At 37.1% G+C, this 20,388-nt stretch carries 16 protein-coding genes; 9 read left to right on the top strand and 7 right to left on the bottom strand.

Annotated features, from left to right (window positions below; translation table 11 throughout):
• The first annotated feature begins 15 nt into the window (after window positions 1-15).
• From CPT03_RS09765 to CPT03_RS09775, 3 genes are all read left to right on the top strand, one after another.
• The gene (locus tag CPT03_RS09765) at window positions 16-678 is read left to right on the top strand and encodes a hypothetical protein (RefSeq protein ID WP_157766398.1); all 663 of its coding nucleotides are present in this window, start codon (window positions 16-18) and stop codon (window positions 676-678) included.
• 83 nt (window positions 679-761) lie between these two features.
• Window positions 762-1,451, top strand: coding sequence for a sensor histidine kinase (locus CPT03_RS09770; RefSeq protein WP_172954161.1), 690 nt, complete (start codon window positions 762-764; stop codon window positions 1,449-1,451).
• Window positions 1,452-1,475: 24 nt separating this feature from the next.
• A complete protein-coding gene (locus CPT03_RS09775; protein WP_099438680.1) occupies window positions 1,476-2,129 on the top strand; it encodes a response regulator transcription factor in 654 nt (217 codons plus the stop codon).
• Between the two features lie 17 nt (window positions 2,130-2,146).
• On the opposite strand, the gene CPT03_RS09780 is transcribed toward CPT03_RS09775, so the two are convergent.
• The gene (locus CPT03_RS09780; RefSeq protein ID WP_099438681.1) at window positions 2,147-3,253 is read right to left on the bottom strand and encodes an acyltransferase family protein; all 1,107 of its coding nucleotides are present in this window, start codon (window positions 3,251-3,253) and stop codon (window positions 2,147-2,149) included.
• Window positions 3,254-3,369: 116 nt separating this feature from the next.
• Here CPT03_RS09780 and CPT03_RS09785 point away from each other — a divergent pair, with 116 nt between their 5' ends.
• The 4 genes from CPT03_RS09785 (at window position 3,370) to CPT03_RS09800 (ending at window position 7,710) form a co-directional block, all read left to right on the top strand.
• Window positions 3,370-3,795, top strand: a complete 426-nt coding sequence (locus tag CPT03_RS09785) for a DUF1801 domain-containing protein (protein ID WP_099438682.1) — start codon at window positions 3,370-3,372, stop codon at window positions 3,793-3,795.
• A gap of 73 nt (window positions 3,796-3,868) precedes the next feature.
• On the top strand, window positions 3,869-4,210 hold the full coding sequence (locus CPT03_RS09790; protein WP_099438683.1) for a hypothetical protein: 342 nt from the start codon (window positions 3,869-3,871) through the stop codon (window positions 4,208-4,210).
• Window positions 4,211-4,486: 276 nt separating this feature from the next.
• Window positions 4,487-5,833, top strand: a complete 1,347-nt coding sequence (locus tag CPT03_RS09795; RefSeq protein WP_099438684.1) for an alkaline phosphatase family protein — start codon at window positions 4,487-4,489, stop codon at window positions 5,831-5,833.
• Between the two features lie 32 nt (window positions 5,834-5,865).
• Window positions 5,866-7,710, top strand: a complete 1,845-nt coding sequence (locus tag CPT03_RS09800; RefSeq protein ID WP_099438685.1) for a cytochrome-c peroxidase — start codon at window positions 5,866-5,868, stop codon at window positions 7,708-7,710.
• Window positions 7,711-7,719: 9 nt separating this feature from the next.
• Here the strand turns inward: CPT03_RS09800 and CPT03_RS09805 are convergent, their stop codons facing one another.
• Window positions 7,720-11,025, bottom strand: a complete 3,306-nt coding sequence (locus tag CPT03_RS09805) for a patatin-like phospholipase family protein (RefSeq protein ID WP_216641628.1) — start codon at window positions 11,023-11,025, stop codon at window positions 7,720-7,722.
• 250 nt (window positions 11,026-11,275) lie between these two features.
• Between CPT03_RS09805 and CPT03_RS09810 the strand changes: the two genes are divergently transcribed.
• Window positions 11,276-11,665, top strand: a complete 390-nt coding sequence (locus CPT03_RS09810) for a DUF1801 domain-containing protein (RefSeq protein WP_099438686.1) — start codon at window positions 11,276-11,278, stop codon at window positions 11,663-11,665.
• A gap of 59 nt (window positions 11,666-11,724) precedes the next feature.
• Here CPT03_RS09810 and CPT03_RS09815 read toward each other — a convergent pair whose 3' ends face one another.
• From CPT03_RS09815 to CPT03_RS09835, 5 genes are all read right to left on the bottom strand, one after another.
• Window positions 11,725-13,251 carry a RagB/SusD family nutrient uptake outer membrane protein gene (locus tag CPT03_RS09815; RefSeq protein WP_099441067.1) on the bottom strand — a complete coding sequence of 509 codons (1,527 nt, stop codon included), beginning with the start codon at window positions 13,249-13,251 and terminating at the stop codon, window positions 11,725-11,727.
• A gap of 57 nt (window positions 13,252-13,308) precedes the next feature.
• Window positions 13,309-16,602, bottom strand: coding sequence for a TonB-dependent receptor (locus CPT03_RS09820; RefSeq protein ID WP_099441068.1), 3,294 nt, complete (start codon window positions 16,600-16,602; stop codon window positions 13,309-13,311).
• A 247-nt stretch (window positions 16,603-16,849) separates the two neighbouring features.
• Window positions 16,850-17,929 (bottom strand): FecR family protein, encoded by a 1,080-nt coding sequence (locus CPT03_RS09825; RefSeq protein ID WP_099438687.1) that lies wholly within the window; start codon window positions 17,927-17,929, stop codon window positions 16,850-16,852.
• A 63-nt stretch (window positions 17,930-17,992) separates the two neighbouring features.
• The gene (locus CPT03_RS09830; protein ID WP_099438688.1) at window positions 17,993-18,541 is read right to left on the bottom strand and encodes an RNA polymerase sigma-70 factor; all 549 of its coding nucleotides are present in this window, start codon (window positions 18,539-18,541) and stop codon (window positions 17,993-17,995) included.
• 174 nt (window positions 18,542-18,715) lie between these two features.
• Complete coding sequence (locus CPT03_RS09835) at window positions 18,716-19,165, bottom strand: META domain-containing protein (RefSeq protein WP_099438689.1); 450 nt, start codon at window positions 19,163-19,165, stop codon at window positions 18,716-18,718.
• Between the two features lie 323 nt (window positions 19,166-19,488).
• On the opposite strand from CPT03_RS09835, the gene CPT03_RS09840 reads away from it, so the two are divergent.
• Window positions 19,489-20,376 (top strand): DMT family transporter, encoded by an 888-nt coding sequence (locus CPT03_RS09840; RefSeq protein ID WP_099438690.1) that lies wholly within the window; start codon window positions 19,489-19,491, stop codon window positions 20,374-20,376.
• Window positions 20,377-20,388: the final 12 nt, after the last annotated feature.

A 20,388-nucleotide genomic window follows, 5' to 3' on the forward strand; every position in this document is an offset into this window, starting at 1 on the left:
GTTAAAGAATTAACGATGTCTCCGCAGCTCCTTTTGCAAAACTTATCAAGCGTGTCGGCAATTTTGCCCATAGCAGCGGCAATACTTAACTATAAGCACTTAAATAAAGTGCAAAAAATTGCCGCTGTTTTTTTTATAATTTCAGGCTTGTTCGATCTTGGTTTGCTTTTGGTGAGGCACCTTAACATAACTTTAATTACCAGTGGAGGGCGTGCCAACAATGCACCCTTAATTCATTTATTTCTATTGGTAAGCATTTTATTTTACGCGTTAATGTACTTTCAGGCATTTAATAAATTGGCCCTGAAAAGAGTATCAATCGCTGTTTCGGTAATAACGGGAGTACTAATTTTTGTTAATGCATTTTTTATAGAAGGTTTATTAAAATTTCCTTCTATCGGAAACACAATTCTAAGCGTAACCTTAATCTTATTATCCTTGTTATACTTCTGGCAGCTGCTTGATCAGGCAGAGATTGTTCGTTTAGAAAAGCAGCCCATGTTTTGGATAAGTGCTGGGGTTTTATCGTACTGCAGCATCAATATTTTTCTATTCATGCTTATGAGGTCACTTGGGTCGCTATCTTCAAATTTTTGGACCATTCACTCTATAATTAATATAATAGCTAACCTTTTATTTGCGATTGCCCTATTTTGCAAACCACAGAAAACGATATAACCGATGTACTCATTATTGGTACGCTTGTAGTAGTTTTACTGCTGGTATTTTTGTTTTTGTTTGTAATTCTTTACCAACGAAAAATGCTAAAATACCAGGAAGAAAAGCGTAAAATGCAGGCCGAAGCTCAAAACAGTTTCCTGCAGGCCGTTTTTGAAACACAGGAAAGCGAGCGTAAACGCTTATCGGTTGATTTACACGATAGTGTAGGCCAGGTATTATCAGCCATTAAATTAAACCTGCACCGCATTGATAAACTATCCGGCAATGTCGAAAATGCATCAACCCTGTTGGCAAGTACCCGCAAATTAACAGATGAATGTATACAGGAAATACGCAACATTATCCACAATGTTTTGCCCACCGTTTTAATCGATTTTGGGCTTACAGATGGCCTTAAAGACTTATGCAATTATGTGCAGCAAAATACAGGCATGCAGGTAAATTACAGTCAAAATTTAAACGGCGAACGCTTTAAGCCTGAAATAGAAATTACACTTTACCGTATGGTGCAGGAGTTATTTGGCAATGCTATAAAACATGCAAAGGCAACCGAAATTCATATTTCATTAACCAAAGAGGCAGAATTAATTTGCCTAAACTTTAAAGACAATGGCATTGGCTTTAATAAAGATGCTATTATACATGGTTTTGGTTTAAAGAATTTGCAAAGCCGATCGCAATTAATAAAAGCCGACATTAAGACAAATTCCGTAGCTGGAAAAGGCACACAAACTACCATTACTTTAAACATTAATAACCTTGATAATTAACTTATTCCCTCCTATCTTTAACTTATGTCCTCAATAAATTTAGCTATCGCTGACGATCATAAAATTTTCCGTGAAGGTCTAAAATTCACTTTAGAGGATTGTACCCAATTAAATTTAATTATAGAGGCAACAAACGGTAAAGATTTAATTGATCAAATTGCCAATAATCAACCTGATGTTATTTTAATGGATATTAAAATGCCAGAAATGGATGGAATGCAGGCTACAGCATATATTCATCAGCATTTTCCGGACATTAAAATACTGATGCTCTCTATGCACAACGAGGATAAGTATATTCTAGATGCGATGCGTTTGGGAGCTTCCGGATATCTTTTAAAAAATGCAGAACCTGAAGAAATACTGGATGCTATTATAACTGTGCAGGCCAAAGGCTTTTATTTTAACGACAACCTATCCATAACCATGGCAAAAGAGCTTTTGGGTGTAAATTTTATGCATAGATTGCATCAAAAAGATGCGAAACTCAACGAGCGTGAGATCGAAGTGCTTAAACTTATTTGTGAAGAATGCAGCAATACGGAAATAGCTGATAAGTTATTCCTAAGCGTCCGCACGGTTGAAGGTTATCGCACCAGATTATTCGAAAAAATAGGTTCTAAAAACGTTGCAGGCCTGGTTATTTATGCTGTAAAAAATGGGATAATAACGATATAAATAGTAACCAACACTACTTACTTAAACCTCTTCTGCAACCATTTACGAACCGGTTCATCATACCATTTCAGTGCTGTATAAGCCAAAATAATGCTGCCAATTAAGATAAGTAAAGCATAAGGCAAGGCTTGTGTAATAGTTAGGCCTTTGTTATTACTAATCCAGGCGACGTAAAAATAGACAATTGGGTAATGTACCAGATAAAGCGGATAGGATATTTCACCTAAGAATTTGCAAACCTTGTTCTCTCTTTGACTTTGCATCACACCACTGGCACCAATGTATACAATGAGCGGAAAGATGATGATAATGCAAACAGAGTCGTAAATACCATTCATCCAAACCTGCTCAGCACCGCCAATACGGGGCATATAAAGTACAATAGCTACTAAAAGGCTACACCATAAAAAGGCATTTTTAATTCTGGTAGGCTTGGCTATTCTTGAAAGCAACAGCCCCGCAAAAAAAGGATACATAACACGTGTTAGCCCTATACGGACCTGTTCTACATTCAATGTCCAGCCACCACTAACATCGCCGTTTGAGATAGCGAGGTGTGCTAATGCAATAGCAGACATCCCTACTAAAATGCCTAATGCAGTTTTGGAAAACTTCCTAATCCAGACAGCATAAAGAATGTTAGCAATATATTCAAAGAACAGTGACCACCCTACACTATTCATGGGATGCATTTCTTGCCAGCCACGTATATCAAGCGACAATGGTATAGGTAAGATTGTATAACCGATCAGCATTACAAGAAGCATCTTCCAGACAGGAACAGTGTGAATGAGTGGCCAAAGCGTAGAATCTGTAAAATAGAATCCTATAGCGCCAAGGGTCATCCCTAAAATCACCATTGGTTGCAGACGTATAATACGGCGTTTAAAAAAACTGCTAGCAGTAGTTTTAGGCCAGCGGTCATCGTAAGCATAGCCAATCACGAAACCCGACAACAAAAAGAAAAAATCGACAGCGAGGTAACCATGATTAACGAATTTATCTAAGTTACTTGTTGAAAACGGTTCGGCCAGATGAAATGTTACAACAATTATAGCTGCGATACCGCGAAGGCCGTCTAATATAGGGTAGTGTGGTTTGGTGGCCAGAGCATTATTAGTCATTAACAGAATGGGATATACAGATTATACTTAAAACTGGTGCAAAATATAAAACATGTACCAAACCCTACATTTTTTTTGCATATTTAAATATAACCAGGAGCAAAAACAAGTTCAACATGACCATTAAAACCACCCAAACAACGGAAAGCGTTGAAGATTTCATCAATGCCTTTGCGGCTACACCACAAAAAAAAAAGGACGGATTTGAACTGCTGGAACTTATGAAAGCACATACCGGTTACGAGCCAAAAATGTGGGGGCCAACAATCATCGGTTTTGGCTTATATCATTATAAATCTGAAAGAAGCAAACAGGAAGGTGACTGGCCTTTAGTTGGGTTCTCACCAAGAAAAGCAGCCATCTCTTTATATGTTTACAGTGCTGCCCCAGGGCAGAAAGAATTATTAGAACAGCTTGGGAAATTTACGATGGGAAAGGGCTGCATTTATGTAAAAAAACTGGCAGATATCAATACAGAAATACTTAAGGAAATGATTAGCGGAACTATTGATTTCCTTCAGGAAAAATGGGGTAAACAGTAAATTAGCTAATAAAAAATGTAGGTCAAATTCAATCATTTTTTCTATTTTCGCCGAACATCTATTTTCTATACACATGAAACCTGCTTTTACTTGTCTTTATTACCTGGAAAATGCTGCGCATTGCATATTGGAGATCAAAAGATCTGATTTGCCTGATAATGCAGATATAGCAGAAAAATTCCGCTGGTTGTTTCTGGACAAAACAACAAAACAGGTTCATTCCTTAACTTTTCGTTCGATGGATTCTTCTGGTGAAGTGCAGGAACGCTTCTTTGAGCAGGGTTATCTAAAATTTAATGCTGAAACAGCTACTTACATTGAGAAATTCAATTCTGGACAACACCAATTGAATAACCATACCGGAATAACCTTACCCGCAGAAATAAAAGATACAATTACAACCTACTTACTTTAGTAAGATTAGAGAATATTTCTCTAGTAAGGCTTTACTCCTGCTCCGGTTGAAGTTTATTAAATGCAACACTAACACTCGAACTATACAGGAGTTTAACTCAGGTTGTATAGGAACACAGACCTGCGAGACATTGTCAACAATAAGTTACAGGCAATTGCAATCAGTTGGAACCTGATGACTTTGTAACAAAATATAATATCATATGTTTGTACTATAAATGGAAACTAAGTGAACCAGACTTACATTCATTTTAATCGAATCTTAAAAGAAAACGAAATGTATTTACATAGATTTTTTTATCTGTTTCTTATTATTGTTGCAATTAGTGGTTGTGGAATCAACAAAAAAGTGCAAAATCAGAACGCTTCATTTGATCAGGATATAAAGCAGATTAACCATGTAGTTGTTATTTATATGGAAAACCACAGCTTCGATAATCTTTATGGAGAGTTTAAAGGAGCAAATGGAATTGAAAATGCTAAAAAAGGAAACTTTGTACAAGTTGACAAAGATGGAGCACCTTATAAGTACCTTCCGGAGATTCCGAGAAACAACTCCTTCCCAACCAACCTGCCAAATGAGCTTTTTAATATAGATCAATATGTTCCATCGGATAAGGCAACACCTGATGTTACCCACCGATTTTTTCATAACCAGTTACAGATTAACGGAGGAAAGATGGATAAGTTTGCGGCATATAATGATTCTAAAGGATTAGCAATGGGTTACTATAATACTAAGAAATTACCTCTATATCCGATAGCTCAAAAATATACGTTGTGCGACAACTTTTTTCAGAGTGTTTATGGAGGCTCCTATTTTAACCATGTTTATCTGATTTCTGCTGCCGTACCGGTTTGGCCTAATGCTCCGCAATCATTGGTAGCTAAAGTAGATGCTAATGGCAAAATGACTGAGGACGGTGTGGTTACTTCTGACGGCTATGTTGTTAATCATATTCTTTCGCGCAATACACCTTACCCAGCCAAATCAGATACTTCGAAATTATTACCATCGCAAACTATGCCAACAATTGGGGATAAGCTAAGTGAAAAAAATATATCCTGGGCATGGTATTCAGAGGGATGGGATGATGCCGTTGCAGGAAGGAAAAATAACTTTGCTTACAATCATGAGCCTTTCTTGTATTTTGCAAAATATGAAGCCGGAACAGAGGGCAGAAAGCACATGAAGGATCAAAATGATTTCATTAAAGCTGCAAAAGAAGGTAACCTTCCGAGCGTTTCATTTGTAAAACCAGGTGGAGGAAATGACGAGCATCCCGGAGGTTCTGCTGTATATTCATCAGAGCAACTTGCCGTAAATCTAATCAATGCAGTATTAGATGGGCCCAATGCTAAAGATGCTTTGGTTATATTAACTTACGATGAATTTGGTGGCTTTTTTGATCATGTAAATCCACCGGTTATAGACAGATGGGGTCCAGGAAGCCGTATTCCTGCAATTATTATTGGGCCATTTGCCAAAAAGGGCATTGTAGATCATACCCAATATGAAACTGTAAGCATTCTTTCCTTTATAGAACATAGATGGGGAATAGCACCATTGGCTGAACGTGATAAAAATGCAAACCCATTCAGGAATGCGCTTACATTTAAGTAATCAGCATTAATAAGGAGGATGAGGAATATGTTATGTACAAGAAAGTTGGAATAGTAGCATTTCTATTTACAGGACTATTTATTGTAGGCTTTACCTCCGTTAATTCGAATTATACAGAACAAACACAATCCAGTCTGCGTGAGCAAAAAATCCAAAAAGAAGCTCTAAATCAGCTAGCGTCCTTTCAGGATTACGTAAGGGACAGCTTACTTTTTGAGGTTAGTAAAGACAAGATTGATGAACAAAGAGTTCAGCAAGTCTTTTTAAAATCAAGATTACTATTCAAAAAATTTGAATGGATAGCTGAGTATTTTTCTGCCGACCTGACTAAGAGATTAAATGGTCCCCCGGTACAAGAGATTGAAAATGCTGATTTATTAGACTCTTCTTTAGTGCGTGCAGTTGACCCAATGGGTTTGCAGGTAATAGAACAATTTATATTTCCTAAGTATAATGTGGCCGAAAAGAAAAATCTGGTTAATGAGACCAGACACCTCATTACTAATACAGCGTATTTGATTTCATTTTTTGCTGACCAACAGCTTGCTGATTGGCGCATATTGGATGCTGCCAAGCTAGAGGTTTTCAGGATAATCTCTTTAGGCATTACAGGATTTGACAATCCTCTTTCTTTGAACAGTATGGAAGAATCATCCGAGTCTTTAAAAAGCTTGAAAGGTGTACTTCGTTTATACGTCAATAAAAAAAATAATACAGCTTTATTAAAAGATCTGGATGCTTCTATAGAATATCTTAACCGTAATTCTGATTTTAACTCATTTGATAGGGCTAAGTTTATTAAAAGTTTCGGAAATGAAATCAGCTCCGGAATAGCGCAATTGGAGGGTGATTTACCAGGCCGCAAGATTAAATATAATCGAATGCTTAAGCAGGAGGCAAGAACTTTATTTGATTCAGGCGCATTTAATGCAGATGCATTTTCCCCAGGCCCCGAATTTCATATAACAGATGCTAAAGTGGGCCTAGGTAAAAGGCTTTTTTACGATCAATCGCTTTCTGGTACCGGCACAAGAAGCTGTGTTTCTTGTCACAATCCTGAATTGGCATTTACCGACGGATTGGCTAAGCACCCGGATATTCATGTTCCTTCAAAATTACTGACAAGAAATGTACCTACGTTGCTCAACGCTGCTTTACAGTCAAATTATTTTTATGATATGAGGGTGTTAACATTGGAAGATCAGGTACGTGATGTAATTAGTAGCAAACAAGAGATGGATGGCTCTATGGATGCGGTAATAAAATACCTTTCTGCTGATAAATCATATCAATCGCTATTTAAAATGGCTTTTCCTGCAAAAGCAGGAAAAGGGATAAGTTCAGATCAGGTAACAAATGCGCTTGCATCCTACATCCGTAGCCTGACAAACCTCAATAGCCGATTTGATGAATATATGCGCGGTAATGAAACTGCCTTATCAAACCAGGAACTGAAAGGCTTTAATCTATTTATGGGAAAAGCAAAATGTGCCACATGTCATTTTGCGCCACTGTTTAATGGAGTTACTCCTCCAAAATATGTTGAGAGCGAAGCGGAAGTTCTGGGTGTTCCTGTGTCCTTAGCTGATTCTACTTTAGATGCTGATTTGGGTTATTACAATGTGATTGGTGTTGATTCCTATAAGCATGCTTTTAAGATTCCTACTGTTCGGAATATTAATAAAACTGGTCCTTATATGCATAACGGGATATATAAGACTTTAGACCAGGTAATGGAATTTTATAATAACGGAGGAGCTGCAGGCTTAGGTATAAATCTCGCCAATCAAACGCTTTCTGCTGAAAATCTTCGCCTCACTGAAAAAGAAAAAGAGGATATCATTTCTTTTATGAAGAGTTTAGAAAGCAGGTTGTAAGTTTTGTTTTTAAATAGAGTTATATCCTAGTTTCCGATAGCTTTCAAATTGAGATTCGTCAAAAAACTGGTCTCCAGTTGATTGCTGAGGAAACTCCGGGTTATCCATAAAATATTCTCTGAGGTCAATAGGCTCATCACCGGTAAGGGCTGCTTTAACATATATTAACTTGCCAGGATCTGGATTTCCGGGATAGTTAATTTTTCCCTCAACCACGTGGGCTTTGCAAAAACGTGTTTCCTTATCTTTATTTGTTATAGGAGATACGTCTATTTCTATCTCAACTCCGAAATCTATTCTACATCTTCGTATGGCATTAGCCAATCCATCGCAAGTTGAAGTGCTATCCTCTTCCGCATCGCCCAATACTATATAATTGCAACGTCTTCTAATCAATTCGTATAAACCCATATTATCGAAATGCGCCCCGTCTGATAAGCACACATAATCGGAACTTATGTCTGATCTTCCTACCAAATCCTTAATAAGATAAGCCAAGCCGGTTCTTGGACTGGAACGTTTCCAGCAGTTAAACCTGGGGTTCCCAATCCACCAGCCTAATCTGACATTAAAAATGGTTAATAAAAATGCAATAGCCGCCGAGGTATGATAACCCATATTGGGATTAACAGCAGCACCTGAAATAGCCATGGCTGTACCAAGTGAGGGACCGCCTGGTGCTGAAAAATCGTCTGAAGGGCGGTAACCATACTGAAAAGTTCTGCTCCCTGAGGATGATGCAGAGCTGGTAGGACTAAAATCGAAACCACAAAACAATGGCGAGAAGATAAAAGACTCAGCTTTACGATCCTGCCGGTCAAGCGAGGAAACATCTGTAGCACTAAGCGCAGTATTAATTAAAGGGTAAGGGCCAATATATTTCCTCTGTGTCAACAGTGAAGAAATTGGTATATCATCTGCTTTATCGAAACCAGTAAATGTATTGTAGGTTGCTTCGCGATCTCTAACGGATCTGGTGGCTCCCAAATATGCCCGCACTAAACGATTTCGATAAAAATAGTGTAATGAAAACTCATTAACACCTACCCGCCAGCTTAAAAAAGCGGTAACTGCGCCAATAGCAACCCCAAGTATTAAATAATACTCTAATGTACCAGGCATATAATTAAACACTGATGTTATTTCGTTAAGAATGATTACTCCCAGAAGCAGAAAGCCTATAAGAAACAGGTAAGGTGCAAAACGAATAAAGTATTCTTTAATATCCCATTTCCCAGCTTTACTCTTATTACCCGATGTGCCAGAAAGGTAAGCAAGCCTTACCGCATAACCAATAAATGCCATCCAACCTGCAAAAATGCCGGGATAAGTTTCTATTAAATAGTCAAAAATTTTCCTAAAGGCATCATGAAGCAATAGTGTTGCTGATGTGATTAATAGCCAGATCAATATGATCCGATGAACCTCTGCTCCCATTTTGGCCCACCATTCCCTTCGCTCATCAGGAAAAAAACTTCCCATAACTGCCATCCTTACTACTACTGAGACACATATTGCCTCTAATATTAAGGGAAGTCCAACAATAAATATAGTATCGTCATTACTTAAAGGTTGTTTAAATTTCAAATATCCTATGAGCTGCCATGCGCCCGAAAGTACAAGAATACCAGCACAGGTGGCTACCAAAGAAGAAACGCCCAAATAAAGCGTTAATTTAAACCAGTGTATTCTTGCCGGGATCATATTATAGTATCGGCCAATGAAGGCAATAATAGCCATTGCCAAAAGGCCGGAAATGACTAGTGGCCACAACGTTTCAACTTTACATTCAAAACAATTTAATTTATCAGAAACTTTATAAAACCAAGCCGTTATCATGTAGGCTGATATACCTGCCCATATAATCAATCCCGTAGATAAATAAGGACTCCTGCCTATACTACCAAGGCTCCATTTTACCCTTGGATTTTGGCTGACATGATAGGTACTCATGCCTATTCCCGACAGAATAGCGCCCGGTACTACAATAGCCAGACTCCATAGAAACAGATGAAGTTCATTTATTTCATAACCAATATTAGCTCCTGTCCGCACTTCTGCAATCATTTTCCAGCCATAGAAAAAAACGTTCACAAAACTTAATGCAGTTAGCAACAACAATAATAATATGGTTTGATTGATCAAGGTATTCCTAAGCCAGGTCATTCCCATTGTCCAGGAATCTGAAGACATTATACTGGAATTCGGACTGAGATAATTACTATACATGCGTAACCACCGAAGCGGACGAATTTCATCCGCAAGCGGAGCGGTTGATTTTTTGGGATCTAAATGTTCTGTTACCTTTTCAACTGAACCTGCCCTTTGTATCCACGAGCTTAGCCATGAGCCAATATAACCACCTCCGGAAACGGTAGAGAGGTAATCGAAGTCCTTAAGTTTATCCAACTGAGCCAATTTCTGTAGTATACCCAAATTAAAAGTTGCTGACCTGATTCCACCTCCTGATAAAGCCAGGCCCTTTAACTTCATTTCTTCCGCTCTTTTTAGGGGCTCTTTGATCACTTTTTTTCCAAATTGTTCAATTTCGTATAAATTGATTGTAGGATCCGTTTGTGCGTCGAGTTTTGCACGCATTCTTCTTGAATCTTTTATTTCCTCTAGCTCCCCGCTAAATATGGTTTCAAAAGGCAGTGGGATTTCCTTTTGAATTAAACGATTTAAAAGTTCTTTATCATTCTTGATCAATCTTTTTGCTGAACTCCACCTATTAATTATCCCGTCTGATTCGGAATACCACTTTTCAATGGCTATTGCGCCTTTTAAACTTATTAAATCCTGCTTTAACTCATAATCAACCAATTTGTTTTTATCTGATAGTTCAGGCAGGTATACCTGATAAAGTCGTTGCTCGTAAGCGTCAAGATTAGTCGTTTTAAGTGCAAGAATAATCTGCAAAGGCATATACCTTAGGGCTTTTGCAAGTTTAATGCGTTCTTTAGTTTCAGCATACAAGGCATCCTTTATGTATTGTCTTAAAAACGAAGGACTTGAATATAAATCAGGCCAATTCTCTTGAGCTATATTGGAGGGTATGTTATAGGAAATCCAGGACAATAACTCGTCTGATATATCATAAAAACGAGTTAAAATTGTATCATTATCAGTCCCGCTATTGTTATACCATATCAGCTCCCTGATTCGGTGCCACTCCTCAACACTAAGTTCTGTTGTTCTTAAAATGGGAATATTAGCCCAGATCGGAGTTTTTGGAGATGGGTTTTTCCGACAAATATCCTGAATAACTATAAGATAGGAAACAGCCTCGGCTGTCAAATCAGTAACTACATCCATAATATTAATAAATTAAATTTCTGAATAGTCATTTTACTGTGATTCACCCACCAGACATTGTAAGAGCAATATTTTTCATAATAGGGAAATTAATCTATAATAAATTTACCTAATAAGAAATTGATCCTCTACCTGCTCATTGCCAAATAAACCTTGCACATGCCCATACCACCAATATTTCACCTTGGAAAAGGGCTATTTACGCTCAATTATTATTCTTACTTTAGTAGAGATAACATCCTAAATCATTATGAATAAGGAAATACAAGAATATAATGAGTCGCAGTCAGCAACGGATCAGGAGATTTGCAACTTGTTGTTTTACGAAATTAGCCGTAACCTAACAGAGGCCGAAAATAGGATTTGGCATGCGCACCCTGTTTGGTTTTTAGAGGGAAATCCAATTGTTGGCTATAGCAAACTTAAAGCTGGCATCCGTTTAATGTTTTGGAGTGGTGCTGATTTTAATGAATCGGACCTAAAGATAAATACCGGCAAGTTTAAAGATGCATCAATTACTTATACTGCAATTGAACAGATTAATCCGGATGATCTGTCTCGTTGGATTGAAAAATCGAGAACAATACAGTGGGACTATAAAAATATTGTGAAGAGAAAAGGGCTCTTATTACGGTTATAAATCAACACTGGCCCAATAAATTGGGCCAGTGTTGATTTATAAATTAATAGTTCAGGATATTAATTATACCCCTCGTTTTGCTTTAATTGTTTGTTTCTGTCCAGTTCAGTCTGAGAAAATGGCAATACATTATTTTTTTCGCCAAATACCAATTGCGCACCTCCCGGATTTTTTAGTGGAGCAAGTTTAATTCCCATTAAGTTTCTTCTTTTCAGATCATAATAGCGATGACCTTCTAATGCCAGCTCTATTCTTCTTTCGTGAAGTATAAACTCTCTTAGTTTATCTTTGGTATTGTAAACTGCCTCATTTACCGGAGGTAAATTAACACTTGCTCTTTGTCTGATTTCATTTAAAGCCGAGTAAATACTTGCATCCGGGCCGCTTACTTCATTTTTGGCTTCTGCATACATTAATAAAACATCAGCATAACGGATATGAATAATATTCTGATCGGTTAGTGGCGTTTTGCTCCTATCAAATGGAAGTTTAGATAAGTCTATATACTTCTTCTGCGAATAAGTGGTTAACAGCGGATCAGACTCATTAAATACAGAGCCATCTGGGTTGATATACTTTTCTGTAGGGACTTTGATGGTAAACTTTAATCGCGGATCTCTGTTGGTGTATGGATTAGCTGCATCATAGCCAGATCCTGGCTCAGTAATCATTTTTCCGTTACTCATTTCATAATCATCTACTAAATTCTGATAAGGAGCAATAGAGCCATACCAGCCTATTTCTACTAAAACGCCTTCATCTCCCTGTGGATTATTAGGTGCCAAATATTTAGTAGAGAATATAATCTCAGGATTATTTTGTTGGGTTGTAGTAAGAAATAAATTAGCATAACCACCCTGATAGATTTGAAATTTACCACCTGTCATTACTGCATTTGCTGTACTTGCGGCTAAAGGCCAGTTCTGTTGAAACAAATAAACCCTTGCTTTCAATGCTTGTGCACTCCCCTTTACTGCATGCCCGCTGTAAGCTGCGTCAGGTAAGTTGGCAATGGCAAAATCAAGCTCTTCATGTACAAATGCTAACACTTCCTCTTTTGTACTTTTTGCTATTTTAGCATCATCTACTGAAACAGGAGCCTTTTTGTATAATATTACCCCGCCATAGGCTTGTACAAGATCAAAATAAATCATTGCCCTTATAAATCTCACTTCAGCTTTATAAACTGTTTTTGCTGCCTCACTACTAGGAGCTTTATCTATATTGTCTAAAAAGAAATTGCAGCCTCCAATACCTTCGTAAGGAGTGTTATAAAAGGCACCGGGAATATTAGTTGGGTTTACTACACCCAGTGTTAAGTTGCTGTTAAAGCCATAAAAGGTGTGTCTGTCTAATGCATTGTCAGAATAAGTATCAAGCCATAATTTTCTGTGGCCATAAAAGCCATTTTGTAATCGCCTGTATACGCCTGCTAAACCCATTTGTGCATCTGCGTCACTTTTCCAAAATTCCTCACCGGCAACTGCTGCGGTAGGATTCTTATCCAGAAAGTCCTTTTGACAAGAAGTTAACATTCCAATTATCATTACAATAATTAAGGATATGCTGGTTTGTTTTGCTTTCATTTTATGAATTTTTTTATTAAATACCATACATGTTCTCATAATTTTCTATCAGGCTAATTAATATTTAATTTTTAAACCTGCGGTGTAGATCCTTAGCTGAGGGAACTGGGCAAATCTGCCAGATCCGGATCTCTCAGGATCGTTACCTTCATATTTAGTCCATGTAATTAAATTATCACCTGATACATAAACTGTTATTCCTTTAGCAGCAATCTTTTTTATGATTGCTTCAGGGAATGTATAAGACAGGTAAAGGTTCTTTAACCTGAGATAAGATGCATCCTGAAGGAAATAAGTAGAAGTGTACCCCGCAACGCCTGAATAACCAGTAAGGTAAACAGCAGGGATAGTATTACTCGGGTTGGTTGGCGACCATGCATTTAAAAACTTTGTTGGTGGAGCAGAACCTTGCATAAATGGTTCATAACCCCATTGGCTCACCTGCACTTTTTGTCCCTGAACTCCTTGAAAAAATGCACTCAAGTTAAATCCTTTCCAACCTGCATTTAAACCAAAGGAATAAGTATAGTCAGGAAAACGGCTAATGCGAATCCTATCCTCTGGTCCTATTGTACCATTTCCACTTACATCTCTGATTTTTAAATCACCTGGTTTTAATGTACCAGAGTTAGGCTGTTTTGGTGATTTGTCTATCTCTTCCTGACTTTGGAAAACACCTATCCAATCATACAAAAAGAAACTATCATAGGGCCTACCAACTTCAATTGTTCCTACAGTTTCAGCTAAAACTTTGGTTACCTTGTTTCTGTACCTGTTAAATATAAAATTGGCGCCATAAGTAAACTCTCCTATTTGGTTTTGATGCCTTAGTTCAATTTCTATCCCTTTGTTAACCATGGCACCGGCATTAACTGTAGGTGCAGCCAAACCAACACTTGCCGGTTGATCTGCACGTGCTGCCAATATATCGGTTGTGTTTTTATTGTACCAATCAACCGTTGCACCAAATAATCCTTTAAATAAATCTACATCTAAACCAAAATCAGTAATAGCTGTTTTTTCCCATTTCAAATCTTTTTGCGTTAATCTGGTTAATAATACACCAGAGCTTAAACTAGAAAATGGATAAGTAGTATTCGAAAGAATATCCTGATATGGATAATAATTAGCAACGCCGCCAGTTTGTATTTCCTGATTACCCAGTACACCATAAGACGCTCTTAGCTTTAAATTATCAAGCCAGGAAATCTTGTTTTTTATGAAATCTTCTTCTGATAATTTCCATGCGGCTGATCCCCCACCAAATGTTCCCCATCTGTATCGTGGATCTACCCGAGATGTACCATCGTAACGAATATTACCTTCTAAAATATACTTTTCTTTATAATTATAAGTTACCCTACCAAATAGCGATTGTAAAGCCCATTCAAAAGAATTCCCGCCTAATGATTGGTCTTTTGGCGAACTTCCATCTAATTCCATAATGGTATTATTTGGGAAATCAAATCTATTAGCACTTATATTTGTACTTCTATTTTCTTGTTGCTCATACCCTGCCAAAGCACTTAGGTTATGAACATTGTCTATAGTTTTGTTATAGTTTAAGGTACTGTAGAATGTCTTGGTGATATTTCTTGCGGAGCTTTGTCGAAGTCCAAAAAAGGAAGGATTACCATTACTTACTTGTTGATAATCGCCCGTTGCATTAGGTTGATAAGCAAATGAAGGACTTGCGAATTGACGCTGCCTGTAATCCTGATTGAAAAAAGTAATCGCGCCTTTTGAATACCATTTTAAACCTTTAGCTAAATCAACATCTACAAAAGCCTGAGCATTTACATTATAATTTTTAGTTAGCTGAGCACCTGTATTATAAACTTCTTCAACAGTTCTGTTTGTACCACCACTTGACACATAATCTCTGCTGGCTACCCGCCCACTGCCATCTGGCAAATACGGAGTAAACGTAGGTGCTGATGCATAAGCTAATAACAACAAATCGTCGTTAGTTAGCCATGGTGCTTTAAAATCCTGATAAGACAGATTAATGTTTGTACCTACTTTTATTCTCTTATGAGCCTGTGTAGTAAAATCAATAAGTCCATTATATCTTTTGTAAAGGTATCCTTTGGTAATACTATTTTGATCCAGATAATTCAAGGAAACATTATAAGTACTTTTATCATTGCCACCTAAAAAGCTTAGATTATGATTTTGCATTGGTCCTTTACCTAAAACATAGTTTAACCAATTAAAATTTGGATACTGAGCACTATTCGGATTGTTTTTGTAGGCGTCAATCTGGGCTTGAGTGTACTGTGGGGCTTGTCCGCTTCTTGCTTTAGCCTGATTGTACATTTCCATATACGTAACCGAATTGGTAATTAAATCCGGATACTTTGTAGCTTCACTGGTGCCCCAGTTACCACTATATTCTATATCATTGGTACCTGCTTTACCTTTTTTTGTAGTAACTAAAATTACGCCGTTTGCCGCCCTTGATCCATATATTGAAGCAGAAGCAGCGTCCTTAAGTACGGTTACACTTTCGACATCCTGAGGCGAAAGATTTGTAATAGACGTGGTCATCACACCATCCACTAATATCAGCGGGCTTGGAGAAGCTCCGCTTGAACCAAATCCACGTATTCTAAGGCTACCACTGTCTCTGCCTGGTTCTCCGGTAGATTGTACTACATCCAACCCTGCTATACGGCCCTGTAGTAAGTTCTGAATATTGGGTGCAGGACGTTCCGTTATGGTTTTCCCTGTCACCGTTGCTACAGAACCAGATAGATTTACTTTTTTCTGAGTACCATAACCTACAACAACAACTTCTTCTAAACTCTTGTCTTGCTCCTGCATCACAATAGTCATAAAGTTATCACTTGCAGCTACTTCTTTAGTCTCAAAGCCTATAAAATTAAAAGTTAACATTGCTGTTGGCTTAGAAACATTGAGGGCAAACTCCCCTCTTTCATTCGTCACAGCCCCATTTCTTGTTCCCTTTTCTGTAACACTAACTCCAGGAATTCCCTGCCCATTAACATCTGTCACCTTTCCCTTTATTACTATTAAAGTTACATCTACTGTAGTAAGAACAACAAGATTGTCATCAAGGAAGCGAAACGAGATACCTGTATCTTCAAGTACCTCTTTTAGTACCTCGGTCCAGGCGCTGTTATAAAAATTAATATCTGTTAGTTTGACTTTTGAAAGAATTTCATCATTGTAAACAAAATGAATTTTTGTTTGATTTTCGATTGACTTGCATATCTGTTTCAAGGTTGCCTTTTTCACAGAAATCGACACCTTTTCCTGGGCGGAGCTCTTAACCGCAAAAGTTTGAAGGGTCCCGAGCAAAATAAAAAGCAGGACGGTTTTTATCATAATTAAAAGCTTGAGCGTAGAACGATGCTGCCATAGGGATATAACCCCTGGTCCAATTTTTTTCATATATTTGGTTCTTGGTTTTGTTAATAAAATGACCCTATACGTGTTCAGACGGAGGTCGTTTTGACAATTCACATTGAGATAAAGGGGAATGTTTCAGCATTCTCCTTTTTTGTTTTAGCTATAGTTTAGGTTTTTTTCATACTGGCTTGGTTTAGTTTTCTATTTGGTTTTTTATTCTCATTTACCTTGCTGCCTCTATGTAGACTACATCTTCTACAATGCGGTATCTAAATTTAGTTGTAAATTGAAGGGCTGTGAGCACTTGTGTTAGGGATTTGTTTTCAAAGGTGGCAGTGAAACTGGCATATTTTAGCACCTCATCTTCTATTATAATATTCTTATTGTACCATCTTCCAAGTTCAGCAGCTACGTTGTCAAAAGGCTCACCATCAAAAACAAGTTTATTCTCGGTCCACAAACTTTCTGTGGCCTTGTTATTTTCAATGGGCACACTGGTTTTTGTCAACAAAGTTGTTGGTTTGGCTATCCTTTCTGAAGTAGCAGTCGAGATCTTTTTGTCATTATGTACTTTTAGTTTTTCACCCGGTTTAAGTGTTATTCTGCTCGATGATTGCCCGTCTATACTTACTTCTACCGAACCCTGGATTAAGGTTGTTTCAGTATCCTTATCCTCAGGGTAAGCTTTCAGGTTGAATACTGTACCCAATACCTTTACCTTTATTGCATTTGCCGAGATAATAAATGGGTGTTTCTTATCATGAGCCACTTCAAAATAAGCCTCGCCGCTTAAATTAACTTCTCTTGTTGCACTGTTACCGAACTGTTTAGCAAGCGTAAGTTTACTATCGGCGTTAAGCCATACTTTTGTTCCGTCGGGTAATACAAGTTTATTCTTAACCCCTTTTTTTGAGCTATAAACAATTGCATTATGCTTATCTTGTTTTGGAGTGAAGAAAAAGACCAACACACCCAGCACCAATGATGCTGCAATGGCTGTCAAAAACCACATTTTAAGGCGCGCGTTTCTTTTTGGAGTTTCAAGCTGGTCTGTTGATTGATTTGAGGGCGCATAATCTAAATGACCAGCCAACTGCATTTTGGCATAATGCACAGTATAAGCTTTCATTGCTTCAACCGCTTCAACAGCATTCTCCCTTTCCGGATTTAAGGTAAGAACCTCATAAACAGATCGTAATCCTGGATCTTGCTCAATTAACCCAAGCAATTCATTAAATTGATCATCTGTAATATCACCAGCGTTAACTCTGCCAATGAGCCAGTAAAAGCGTTCGTCCTCCATCAAAATATAGGTTATTATCTGATAAGACAATAAAAAGATGGAAAGTCCCCAATTAAAAAAAAATTATTTTAAAAGGTATGATTTCATTGCCATACCGATTTTCTGTAGTGCGATTTGCAAATGACGGTCAACTGTATTTACCGAGATATCCATTATATCGGCTACCTCTTTGTATGAAAGTCCATCTTGCCTGTTTAGCATAAAAGCCATGCGGCATTTTGGGGGTAATGCTTTAATAGATTTTTCTATTTTTTCTTTGAGCTCCGTATCGAGCATCCTATCTATGGGTGTTGAAAGTTCAACCATGTTAGATGGTGCTACCTGATCAATGTCCCAAATTGTATACTTTTTATTCTTTACCAAAAAATTAATGGAATCATTCTTTACTGCTGAATATAAATATCCTTTAAGATTGGAGATTTCAATAAGTGCAACATCCATTGTCCAAACTTTCAAAAGTGTATCTGATACAATTTCCTCAGCAATTTCGCGCTGTTTTACATACACCATACTAAATCGTAGCAAGCCAGAATAAAAGTTGAGAAACAGCTGCTTATAGGCGATCTCATCTTTCTTTAATGCAATTTTTTCCTGTAGTGTGGTGATGTCCATTTAGTCTGTAAAATGTGTTTGAAACACCTTTCTATTTGTAAACGTATCAAATTAGAATTAGTATAACAAATATTTTACATGCATAAATTTCATCTTACGGCAGTAAATTTTTATTAAAACCTTTTAGCAGATTTTAATAAAAATTACTTATTCTGATTTGCCAAAAGTATTAAATTATTTTATTGCTTTAAAGCGTGCTAATGGTGCCATCCTTGCTTTATTTAAGGATAAATCATCTCCATTAATGCTATAGTTATCAGCAGTAATTAAAGCTTTGTTCAGGCCATGTTCAATCTCCATATTTTCACAAGCCATCATAGTAGACATGCCTTGTTCGAATTTGATCCTTCCATTGGCTTGCAAGGTATACGCACCCCCTATTCCATTACATCCACCTGAAGCAGAATACCGGCTATCACTTTTCTGAAGCAATAAAAATGGTTCTTTACCATTCACCTTGTCTGCCACAGGTTTACCTGCAAGTTCAACCAGCTTCCATTTTCGATCAGTAATAGTTTGTGTATTGTCTTCCTTAATTGCTTTTGGCGAAGATTTTTTAAAAATACTACATGCTGTAAAAGATAGCACGCATACCGTTAGGATTAAATAATAGGGCTGTTTCATATCAAATTAAATTGTAAATAATAACCAAATGTACTTATACAAGTTACTAAAAACTCCGGCAAAAATAGTTATTAAATATTAAAATACTTTTCTTAAAATCTTTTGTTTTATCCCAAATAGCTTATTTAAGGGATAGACTAAAATCCATTTTTTTGATTAGTTTTGATAAAAAAATCGTGATGAACAGAAAGAGTTGTCTTCCTCCTCCAAGAGCTTAATAATTAATCTGTGCTGTACCTATAGTTTTTGCTTTAGCTACATCCTTAGTTTATTTATTAATATTTAATACTTGTGCTTAAAACAAGTAAACAGACAATTCTTTTATGAAAAAATCATATTTAATTTTACATTTTGCAGTATTACTTGCAGGCTTTACCGGAGTATTTGGCAAACTCATTTCTCTTAACGAAGGGCTTCTGGTTTGGTATAGAGTGTTTTTCTCTTCAATTATCCTTTTATTTATTTTAAAACTTTTCAAAGTCCGCAACAATACAACCACGAAAGAGAAATTTGGTATTGCAAAAGTTGGTCTTTTTATTACCATACACTGGGTATTCTTTTACGCCAGTATCAAATACTCAAATATCTCAGTGGGTGTGGTGTGTTATTGCCTTACCAGTTTTTTTACAGCAATTTTTAGCCCTTTAATTAACCGTCAGAGATTCAACCTAACCGAGCTGCTATTAAGTCTGCTAACACTAGTTGGTATTGGATTGATATTCCATTTTGATTCCTCATACCAGTCGGGAATAATTCTGGGTGTAATATCCTCTTCTTTTGCTGCGCTCTATACAATTTACAACGAGAAACTTGTTAAAAAATACGACAGCAGGATTATCAATTATTACCAAATGATTGGGGGAACTGTTGCTTTGGGTATCTCCCTTCCGTTATATCTGCACTATTTTCCTGCACCATCAATCATTCCCGGACTTAAAGATACTATATATCTTATCTTATTGGCTTCTATTTGCACGGTAGGTCTTTATGTACTTTTTGCAGAATCATTAAAACGGATATCCGCATTTACGGTTAACTTAAGCTTTAACCTCGAACCGGTATATGCCATAATACTTGCTTTTCTGTTCTTTAACGAAAGTAAAGATCTTAACATCTCCTTTTATGTTGGTTTACTCTTTGTAATGGCTTCGGTTATTCTGCAGACAATACTTTCAATTAAACGGCCTAACAGGGATCTTGTTTCTCTATAAGTATCTAAGAAA

The sequence above is a fragment of the Pedobacter ginsengisoli genome, assembly GCF_002736205.1.
Lineage (GTDB): Bacteria > Bacteroidota > Bacteroidia > Sphingobacteriales > Sphingobacteriaceae > Pedobacter > Pedobacter ginsengisoli_A.